Below are 11,185 nucleotides of genomic sequence, written 5' to 3' on the forward strand. Positions count from 1 at the left end.
TTCGAATAAAAGGTTGTTTGATGATGCGAAGGTAAGGCTGAAAAGGCTTAGAGTTAAAGAAAAAAAACCTTTTTTTGCTCAAATAACAGTTTTTGCCCACTTTCTAAGCCTTTTATCTAATTATTTGTTATTGATATTATCCTTGATGATGTCTTCATAGTCAGAAATATGACTAAAAGCAGTTTTCATTTTTTGGCGGTCGAATTCCTTTTCATTGTTTGAAAGCCAAATAGTAGCCACTCCATTTCCGATGAAATTGGTAATGGCACGGGCTTCAGACATGAATCTATCAACACCCAACAAAAGAGCTAATCCTTCAACTGGAATTACTTTAACTGCCGTTAGAGTAGAGGCAAGCACAATAAACCCACTTCCAGTAACACCCGCAGCACCTTTTGAAGTGACCATCAAAATTCCGATTATGGTAAGAATTTGTTGGAAATCGAGGTGAACATTAAAAACTTGGGCCAAAAATATTACTGCCATTGATAAATAAATGGTTGTTCCATCAAGATTAAATGAATAACCTGCTGGTACTACTAAACCAACGACCGATTTGGAACAACCCATTTTTTCTAGCTTTTCCATTAATGATGGTAAACCAGCTTCAGAAGAGGAAGTGCCAAGTACAATCAATAATTCTTCACGAATAAATTTGAGGAAGGCCCACAGACTAATTTTGTAATATCTCAGTATTAATGCAAGCACTACAAAGATAAACACGGCCATTGTCACATAAACTGTTCCCATGAGTTTAGCTAAGGGTAGAAGCGTATGGATACCATACTTGGCAATAGTGAATGCCATTCCACCAAATGCACCAATAGGAGCAAAAAGCATTACTTTGTGCAAAGCCCAAAATACTTTTTTAGAAATTGGACTGAGAAAATCAACGACTTTTTGTCTTCCAGAATAATTACTTAATCCAACTCCAAGGGCAATGGCAATGACTAATACTTGAAGGGTAACATTGTCAAAGAAGAACTTTAACCAACTAAATTCACTGGCACTTTTGGTGTATTTCGAAATATCGCCTCCTTTAATTGTGTCAGTAACAACACCATCTCCTGGACGAATTACATTAGCCACGACAATACCCACTAAAAGTGCGATTGTAGTAACTACTTCGAAGTATAAAAGAGCTTTAGCACCTACTTTTCCCACTTTTTTCAAATCGCCCATTGAAATGATTCCTAAAGTGATTGTCAAGAAAATAATTGGGTTGATAAAAAGTTTAACAATACTTATAAATATGCTACTGAGAAATTCGCTAAAAGTATTTTTTATTTCAAATTCTGATATAAACAAATTTTGCTTAAATCCTTTTTCAAATAAGGGTTTTAAGGCAAATTCGGGGTTGTAATGACCTAATAAAACGCCTGCTAAAATGGCAGTTAATACCCAAAAAGTTAAATTTGTAAAGAGTTTTTTCATTGTTTAATCCTCCAATAGGTAAAGGGAGTGTTAGGTTTAGTTTGAAATTAAGAAATGTATGCAAACTGATGTTAATATTGAAATCGGAATACTGATTCCAATCATCATCGTGGCTAAAGGCGGGTTTAAACGATGATTTATGGCAATAATTGAGGCGGTATTCATGGAGCCTAAACCCGCTGCAACCACGCACATTTGACCGACCCAAGAATTTTCTTTGAGCAAAATAAGGTATAATACAAAGATTATCAAAGGAGCGAGCAATAGTTTAAAAAATAAACCTAATAAAAGCGGCGTTTGTGTAAAGTTTTCTCTCTTAAAGTTAATCTGAAATCCAACCGAAATTAGGGCAAGAACGGTAAACGGACTACCTAATTTTTGCAGTGTTTCAGCAATGATTGCAGGAAAATGAAAGCCAGCAATATTAAATATGGCAGCTATACAAAAAGCCATAAACGGTGGGAAAGTAAAAATATTCGTAATAATTTTTTTGATGGAAGGCTCAGAGGATGAATAATAAGAAGCTGTAATGATTCCTAAAGTTCCACAAACAACAAAAGAGCCCGCTTGACTCATTAAAATACCTATTTGAACACCCGCTTTTCCATATAGGATTTCAAAAATTGGAAATCCTACAAATGAAATACTACTAATGCCAGCCGTAATAGTTAATGCTCCAATACTACTTCTATCAAGATTAAAAATCGGAGCAATTCCATTGAAAAATAAAAAAGAACAAATATAAAGGATGTAGGGCATGAGTACAGGCAAAAGCTGACTCATATTAAACTTAATTTCGGTTGTATAAAGTAAAGTTAGAGCAGGTAAGCACACGTTTATAATAATTGCATTTAGGGCATGGTGTGTATCTTTGGGTATGCCTTTTATTCGTTGGAGGATTCCCCCCAACGAAAGACAAATGATTAATAATAGCAAATTGGTCATTTAAGAGGTGTTTTTCTACCAGCTTAAAGATACAGGATTCAAAGAAAATTGAAAAAAATATCGTACGAATCTACGATAATGATTTTAGAAATTTCCGCAGCCATCAATTTGTGCTTTGAAATTGGCATTATTGTTTACTTGAAATCCTGGATTTAGTAAAATTACTTTCTGCGAGTCATAAGTAATATTTGCTCCACTTTGAATCGTATTTATAGCAGTAAGTGCCCCGCTTGTTTCGTATTTTTTAACTTGCCCACTTGTATGTGTAATAGTTACTATTTGACTTGGTGGACAGGCTCCTACCGTCACAGTGGCACTATTGGGGCTTCCAATTGTACTGCTAATATTACAACCATTAGCAACATTCAAAACAGTATAGGTGGTAGTAGTAATAGGGTATTTTTCAATAGGTATTGACAAACCACTAAAATTGATTGTTTCATTTGAACTACCGTTATTTAAAACCACACTTATTCCTCCCGCAAGCTTATCGGTTTGTAAAGTAAGCGTGGCAACCTGACCACTTAGTATATTGGTTGAACCTAAAATTTTGACTGTCGGAGCCCCTTCACCAATTGACGTTCCTCCATTTGTTGACCAAGTTCCAATAACCTTTGGATTATTTGTCCTCACTCTAACCCAATATACACTTACATTTGGATATCCTTCATATCCAGTAGCCACTGGAAGGGTATTAGGTATTGTTGCTTGGAGAGTGTTGCCAACCACGGTTGCCGGTAGTGAATAGATATTTGAAGTAAAAGCTCTAGTATTATTGTAAGGAATTACGTAGTAAAGGTCAATAAAATAATTAGTAGATGGGCCAAATGTGCCCGTTTGAGTAAATGGAACTGTTATGGTTTGTCCATAACAAATTCTTGCCGAAGCATTACCCGTTTCAAGAAATACTACATTCACAGTGGCACTTCCTGAAACATTACCATTGCCGCAATCATTACTTAGGTTTTGTAAGGTGTAGGTGGTTGTATTAGAGGGTTTTACCTGAAAATAATAAGGATTTGAATGAGTAATAATGGTTGTGGTATTCGTTCCATCGTATAGATTAAATTTATAAGGGCCTATTCCAGTAAAATCAACTTTCAGTGTAGCTACTTGTTCTGTAAAATAAAGCGAATTTTGGTCTTTAATAATTGCTTGATTTCCACTAATGGTGGCAGTAAGACTTCCGCTGACTGAGGTTAGCCCAATATTATTTGCTAAACTGAAAATAGGGCTTCCACTGGTAATTCCTTTAATTCGAATTCGGTAATTATTTCCTGCTGGAAGTGCATTTGGTATAGTACCAATTAATGTATTTCCACTCTGTGTCGTTGAAATATCCGCAAAATTTGCACCATTGGCGTCTGATAGTTGTAAAGTAAAATTGGTAAATGTACCCGACGAAAGAAAATATACATTCACGTTTGCATTTGAACATAAATGAGAAACACTCAATCGATTAATTTCAATGGCTTGTTTTTTCTCAATGACTGTTACCTGTTGATAAGGTGCGGCTGCAACAGATTGACAATTATTAGCATCGAAAAGATTGGTTAGATAATAATTCTTCGAATATTGTGGGGTAATTGTATGATTATAAGTGCTGTTGCTTCCAAGAATATTTAAACTTTTATCACCTTGGTCAAGTGTGAAATTAAAGGGCGATGTCCCATCGTAAATATTATAATTCAGAGTTACGGCATCCCCATATTCTACTTCAACGTCTGAAGGGCTGGAATAAGCATAAGGTGAGGTTTTTAAAAATACGTTTGCTGTATTGCTGGTAGCATAAGGGTTTTTAGAAAACACTTTAATGTTGTAAGTAGTAGCAAGATTTTGATAAGGGATACTTACTTCAAAACTATTACTCAATTTTTTTACGGTTACGTTCGGAACTATGTATTCGTAGCCATAGTAAGTATGCCATACTTTAGCACTAAATGCATTATCGTTTTCAAAGCTTAAATTTGTTGTAAATGGAATGAGTATTTTGGTTGGTTGACAAGTATTCGAGGGAGTGGGTGTTCCTAAAACAATTTTCGGAGTGGCCACTACATTCAATCTACCTCGACCGACAAATTCTCCGTTTCCACAACTATTACTTGCATTAATTGGTAAGTAATCAATTTGTGCCCCAGCAATGCCACCAGAGTTGATGCTAACGGTATAATCTTGGAAATAACTTGTTGAATAACTATATGAACTTAGACTGGGGCTTGTCCATCCTCCACCAGAAATATTAAAGTTAAAACTAGGGTAATAACCCGCCTTTATTTTGATAACACCAGTTTCACCCGGTTGTATGTAAGAATCTCCAGATAATTCAATGTATGGAGGTTGTTTAGTAACCACCAACCACTGTGCAGAAGTGCCTATTACATTTGGGTTACTTGCAACTATCCTAACTTTATAATAGATATCTTGATAAGCTCCTAAACTTTTAGGCATGGTAAAGGTAAGTTGATTAGGAGTAGTATAGGCTTGGGTTGGTACATCAAAGAAATTAGTGTTTGGGTTAGTACTATAAGAATTGTTATATTCTTGAAGTTGAACCTGATAAACAGTTCCCGCAGTAAAACTGCCAGTAGTAGTAAACGGAATTGTAACTAAACTACCTCCACATAGATTGTTTAACCCAGAAATATTTCCAACTGTAATCGAACGGGTTTGGTCATTTGGAACAACTATTACACTTAAACTATCTAATGCATGTGAGAAACCTCTTTCTGAACATGATAAATCTCCTGAAGCAGCTGTGTTGGCATCTACTTTATACAAATAAAACTTAATATTTTTAGTAACGGTATCAACCTTTGTAATTCCAGTAAGTGCATTAAAACCTCCAATTAATAAACTATTATAATCAATGGTTTGCCCTTTGTCGGTAACAAGTATAGGTTTATAAGGCTTTAAACTTCCAAAATTATTGGCATAAAAATCAGGGCCTCCACTAAATTTGTATGGAATATAAAATGATTCATTTGGGGAAATTTTTATCGTACTTTCGCCAGTAATAGAACCAGTGGAACGGTTCATAACAATAAAGTCACTCGAAGGGGTAAAAGAGTCGTTGATGTAATCAACTGTTGTGTTAGCATAGCTTAAAGAAGTATTTTTAGGAACGAATCTGATTCTATTTTTACCTGTTTTTACCCATGCTGGAATCTCAACATCTAAAATTTCATCATTTCCTGTTCGGAAAAATACTACATCCTGCCAATCTTCAATATTATTTTGTAAATCATTAACATTTGCCATTTGAATTTTGAAACTATCTTCGGGCATTTGTCCACGAACATTATAATCTACATGTAAATATTCGTCTTTGCAGTAATTTCTAAAGTGTGAATAGATATCCAAATTTTTATTGTCTTGGATTCTCATTTTGAAAATCAAGTCTTTCACTGAAATATCTACTGATTGCTCAAAACTATTAACACAGCCATTTCCATCTACTAAAGGTCCGAATGTATATTTTTTTGAACTTACCGGAGATACCTGTAAATCATAAGTATTATTGGTGATTTTTAAAGCAGAATTATCAAAATTTAAAATCCACGGAGCCGTGCCCGTGAGGGTAACTCTAATTTTTACATTTTCGCCCTTAGCAATTTGATTTGGGTTGTAGTAATCAACGGCATCCACAACAGTTACATTATAACTAGATTTTTGACGAAGTGTAATGGTTGTTGTAGAAACTGGACTGAAATATTCAACCGAATTTGCATAAACTTTTATTCTTAGCTTATATCCACTTGCTGTGGGTTGCCCAACATCTGTAATGGTTGCCGTAAGTCTATTTGGAAAACTATAATTAGTTTCGGTTGGTAAATTTCTAAAATTCTCACCATTTTCATCTGAGATTTGCACAGTATAGCCGTAGCAGTTTTGGTTTGATGTAAATGGAACGTAAATTTTATTACCAATACATATATTGTCATCACTTGGTGTTCCGATGGTTAATATTGGAGGGGTAATGTTTACTGTGGCATTATTTTGAGTTGGAGAAACTGTTCCAGTTCCACAGGCATTTGAAACACTTAGTAAGGTATAAGTGCCAGCTTGACTAAGATATAAGTTATATGGTAGTGTATAAGCTGTTTGGGTTAATGGGCTTTCAGAATCTTTCTTATAACTAAACGTAAATGGCCCAGAACCAGTAAATGTAATGGGTACATTAACCCCGCTACCACAGGCATCAAATCCAAAGGTTCCGGTTAATGATGCACCCGGCGTGCCTTTGACAACACTAAATGAAGATGAATTATAAAATGTTCCCGTTGGCGTACTAATGAAAGTTGCTCGTATTTTGTAAGTTCCAGCGGCCGTGTTTGAAGGAATATTGCAGGTAATTGACTCTGGATAATTGCCTGTATAATTTCCAGAACCAATAACAATGACATTTGAGTTAAAGTCATCATTTGATAGTTGTATGGTAAGTGCTGTTCCAGTACTGATTCCAACTGAGTAAACACTTACTACGTAGTCATTTCCTGCACAAACATCGGAAGGATAGGGGAGATTGATAGATGTATATTGCCCGAATGAGTTATAAGCAAAGCAAATAAATAGCAAAAGTATAGGTAGTCTTTTCATAAAAGTTTGATAATAAGGACATCGAAATTAAGCGTACTTCGAGCTAATAATCAAACTTTTAGTAAAGATTTTACTAAACGGTAAATCAAGTTTTAAAAAAAGGATTTTATACGTTTTGTTTTGCCCAAATCGCTAAGGCTATTCTTAGTTTCCCATAATCATAAATACCCTCCAGTGCTTCAAATAATGGCTTAATTGCATCGCCTTTTTGAATATTCATCTTAATGGCTTCGGCAATGATTTGATTATACTCGTATTTCATAATGTATTGCCACAAATCTACCTCTTGGCCATCTTCAAAAAGTTTTACTAAATGACTCACAATCGTCACGGGATTTAGTGAACGTTTAGCTGCCATTTCTTCAAGTGTAAGACCATTCTTATACATTTCAAAAGTTTCCAAAAAAGTCATTCCTTTCTCTTGCTTAGCACGTGCGATGGTCGGATTTTCACCACTAAATCTCAATATTTCATTGATAAATTCATCTCCATACATTCTGAATTTTTGTTCACCAACGCCAGAAACGGCCATCATTTGGAAACGATTGATTGGCCTTTTTTGTGCCATATCTGAAAGCGTAGCATCAGAAAATACAACAAAGGGAGGAATATTTTGCTCTTCAGCAATTTTCTTTCTAAGTATCCTTAATTTCTCAAACAAAGCATCTTTTATTACCTCTTTTTTCGTTCTTTCTCTAGGCACATCTTCATCTAAACGTGCTTTTTTAACATCATAAGGTTCAAATCTTACTAGTTCAACTTTTCTTTCATTTTTTAATACTTGCCATGAAACGGGGTTTAGTTTTAAATAATGGTGTTCGTCATAGGCAATATCAACTATTCCAGAGTTAAGCATTTGTGTAATATACTCAGCCCATTCTTCGTATTTTAGCTCTTTTCCTACTCCAAAGGTTTTCAAATTCTGAAATCCTTTTTCATAAATTGAACGATTCTGAGAACCTCGAAGAATATCAATCAACATACCCATAGCCGCTTTTTGTTCTGCTCTTGCAATGGCCGATAATGCTTTTTGTGCGAAGATGGTTGCATCGAATCTTTGTGGAGGGTTTTGGCACACATCACAATTTCCGCAATCGTTATTAGTTTCTTCATTGAAGTAACTCATGAGCACACGCCTTCTACAAATTTCAGATTCAGCGTATTGTTTCATTCTTTCAAGCTTGGCCAATTGAACCTCCTTCATTTCATCGGGAAGTTCAGATTTTTGAATCATTTCTTTGCGGGTAATGATATCGCCAAAACTGTAAAATAAAAGGGTGTCAGATTTCATACCATCTCTGCCTGCTCTTCCAATTTCTTGGTAAAAACTTTCTACATTTGAGGGTAAACTATAATGAATCACAAATCTTACATTAGATTTGTCTATCCCCATACCAAAAGCGATTGTTGCTACGATGACTTGGATTTCATCTTTTATATATGCGTCTTGTACTTCAGCACGTGTTTGTGCATCTAGGCCAGCATGATAATGCATTGCTCTTATGCCTAATTTTCTTAATCCTTCCGCAACGTCTTCCGTGTTTTTTCTACTCAAACAATATATAATTCCCGACTGATTAGTGCGTTTGGCAATAAATTCATGGATTACTTTAAGTCTATTTCGTCCCGGTAAAACTCGGAGATTTAAGTTTGGCCTATCAAACGATGATATGAATATAAGTGCCTCAGGAATCCCTAATTGATTTAAAATATCCTTTCTTGTCACTCTATCGGCAGTAGCTGTTAAAGCTACCATTGGTACATTGGGGAAAGTATCTTTTAAAGCTTTTAATTGAATATATTCGGGTCTAAAATCATGCCCCCAAGTAGATACACAGTGAGATTCATCAATGGCTATCTGATTCACATTGAGGGTTTTGATAAATCCAAGATAATTATTTGAAAATAGTTTTTCGGGCGAGATATACAGGAGTTTTAAGGAACCATTTTTACAATCCTCTTCAATGGTTCTCTGTTCGATTGTTGAAAGCGTACTATTTAAAAAAGCTGCAGGTATTCCATTTGATTTTAGGGCTTGTACTTGGTCTTGCATCAATGCAATAAGTGGAGAAATGACCAATGTAATGCCAGGCATTACCATTGCGGGAACTTGAAAACAAATAGATTTACCACCACCCGTTGGCATTAAAACCATACAGTCTTTTTGGGCAATAATAGTTTCTATAATTTCAGCTTGTAGTGGACGGAATGAATCGTAACCAAAATATTTCTTTAAAACTTCTTCTTTAGTCATTTGTATGTATTTCTACTGAATTGCAGCAAAAATATATTTAAAAGATGATTTCTAAATTGAAAACCATTATTTTTACTGAAAATATTCAACAAACCTACCGATTTTCATGAAAAAAACGCTGTTTTTATCATTTTTAATGAGTACGGCAATTTATGCCCAAGATAAATCCTCTGAGTTCGCTTCTTCTATCACAGCCCAAGATTTAAAACGACACCTCACTTACATTGCTTCAGATAGCTTAGAGGGAAGAGATACGGGTTCTGAAGGTCAAAAAAAAGCCGCTAATTATATTGCGAAACATTTTGCTGATTTAGGTTTAAGACCAATTGCTCCACAAAAAGATGGTAGCAAAGGTTATTTTCAACCTTTTAATTTGTATCGCAAGGTATGGAAAGATGCCTACATTAAAATAGGCAACAAGAAAAAGGAGTTTTTCAAAGATTATTATCCAAATGGTTTGACCAGTATTCCAGATGAACAATCAATTTCGGTGATATTTGCGGGGTATGGAATTGAGCAAGATAATTATAGCGATTACAAAGATATTAGTGTTGAAGGTAAAGCTGTAGTTTTTTTTGATGGTGAGCCTAAAGATAAAGAAGGCAAATGGATGTTTACTAAAGATGCCGAAAAGTCAGAATGGTCAGATAGAAGTGGTTTGCAAAAGAAAATCAATATCGCATTAACTCACGGTGCAAAGATGTTTTTTGTTGTTTCAGCTACAGATGCAAGCAAATTTTCTTCATTAGCAGCAGAGCGAAAAGCTGTTTTATCGCGTTTTAATCAACTGAGTTTTAATTCTTCGAATTCATCAGAAAAAGCAACGGCAAACCCTACGTTTTTCGTCTCTTCTGAAATGGCAGCTGAAATGTTAGATACGAAGATTACCAAGTTATCAAAAGCAGTTGATGAAATCGCTCAAACAGGGCAAAGTACTGCAAAAAAACTGAAGTCATCGAAAATATCAATTAAAGTTGAAAGAGGAGAAGTGCCAGTCGAAACTCAAAATGTATTAGGTTTCTTAGAAGGTACTGATAAAAAGGATGAAGTGGTATTAATCACAGCACATTACGACCATGTGGGTATTCAGAATGGACAAATTCACAACGGTGCTGACGATGATGGTTCGGGTACTTGTGCAGTACTTGAAATTGCAGAGGCATTCGCAAAAGCAAAACAAGCAGGAAATGGTCCTCGTAGAAGTATTCTATTTATGACAGTTACTGGCGAAGAAAAAGGTTTATTAGGTTCTCAATATTATACTGATAAAGACCCTATTGTTCCATTGGCAAATACTGTTTGCGATTTGAATATTGATATGATTGGTAGAATTGATAAACAACATGCTCCCAAAGAAGAATATGTCTATTTGATTGGTTCAGATAAATTATCATCAGAATTACATAAAATCAGTGAAGATGTCAATAAGAAGTATATAAATTTTGATTTAGACTATACTTTCAATGACCCTAAAGACCCTAATCGTTTTTATTATCGTTCGGACCATTATAATTTTGCAAAGAATAAAATTCCAGTAATTTTTTATTTTACAGGTGTACATGAAGATTACCACCGTCCGGGTGATGATGTTGAGAAAATCTTATTTCCAAAATACCAGCAAATATCTCGATTAGTTTTTCAAACTGCTTGGGAATTGGTAAATCGTGATGAGAGAATAAAAGTAGATAGCAATAAGCAATAATACTTTTTATATGTTTTGGTTGGTAAATACCCCAAAATTGTAGCAAAAAAAAAATGGTATATAAAATTTAGTATTACAATTTTAAGTATCAATTTGAAAGTATTGCTAAGTAGTTGATAGCTAAAATGTTAAGACTTCTTATTGTATCAAAGTGATACTAAAGAAATCTTGGAAAAGTTCAATAAATCATTTTTTGAATAAAAATTAATTGTATTTATACTTTTTTGTTTCACGGTTTTTCTATAAAATTGTCA

General features: G+C 34.7%; 5 protein-coding genes. 1 reads left to right on the forward strand and 4 read right to left on the reverse strand.

All coding sequences use genetic code 11. The features are described from left to right. Positions 1-120: 120 nt before the first annotated feature. From A6M55_RS05885 to recQ, 4 genes are all read right to left on the reverse strand, one after another. Complete coding sequence (locus A6M55_RS05885; protein WP_015030415.1) at positions 121-1,434, reverse strand: cation:dicarboxylate symporter family transporter; 1,314 nt, start codon at positions 1,432-1,434, stop codon at positions 121-123. A gap of 36 nt (positions 1,435-1,470) precedes the next feature. Beyond that, entirely contained in the window at positions 1,471-2,379 is a 909-nt protein-coding gene (locus A6M55_RS05890) for an AEC family transporter (protein ID WP_015030416.1), read from the reverse strand. A gap of 84 nt (positions 2,380-2,463) precedes the next feature. Next, positions 2,464-6,975 (reverse strand): 3-coathanger stack domain-containing protein, encoded by a 4,512-nt coding sequence (locus A6M55_RS05895; RefSeq protein ID WP_064196883.1) that lies wholly within the window; start codon positions 6,973-6,975, stop codon positions 2,464-2,466. A 106-nt stretch (positions 6,976-7,081) separates the two neighbouring features. Beyond that, positions 7,082-9,229, reverse strand: a complete 2,148-nt coding sequence (recQ, locus tag A6M55_RS05900) for a DNA helicase RecQ (protein WP_064196884.1) — start codon at positions 9,227-9,229, stop codon at positions 7,082-7,084. Between the two features lie 106 nt (positions 9,230-9,335). Between recQ and A6M55_RS05905 the strand changes: the two genes are divergently transcribed. Next, the gene (locus A6M55_RS05905; protein WP_064196885.1) at positions 9,336-10,931 is read left to right on the forward strand and encodes a M28 family peptidase; all 1,596 of its coding nucleotides are present in this window, start codon (positions 9,336-9,338) and stop codon (positions 10,929-10,931) included. Positions 10,932-11,185 lie beyond the last annotated feature (254 nt).

Source organism: Emticicia sp. MM (assembly GCF_001649495.1).

Coding starts and splice junctions, on each gene's coding strand:
- A6M55_RS05885 (WP_015030415.1), bottom strand. CDS start 1,434: ATGAAAAAACTCTTTACAAATTTAACTTTTTGGGTATTAACTGCCATT.
- A6M55_RS05890 (WP_015030416.1), bottom strand. CDS start 2,379: ATGACCAATTTGCTATTATTAATCATTTGTCTTTCGTTGGGGGGAATC.
- A6M55_RS05895 (WP_064196883.1), bottom strand. CDS start 6,975: ATGAAAAGACTACCTATACTTTTGCTATTTATTTGCTTTGCTTATAAC.
- recQ (WP_064196884.1), bottom strand. CDS start 9,229: ATGACTAAAGAAGAAGTTTTAAAGAAATATTTTGGTTACGATTCATTC.
- A6M55_RS05905 (WP_064196885.1), top strand. CDS start 9,336: ATGAAAAAAACGCTGTTTTTATCATTTTTAATGAGTACGGCAATTTAT.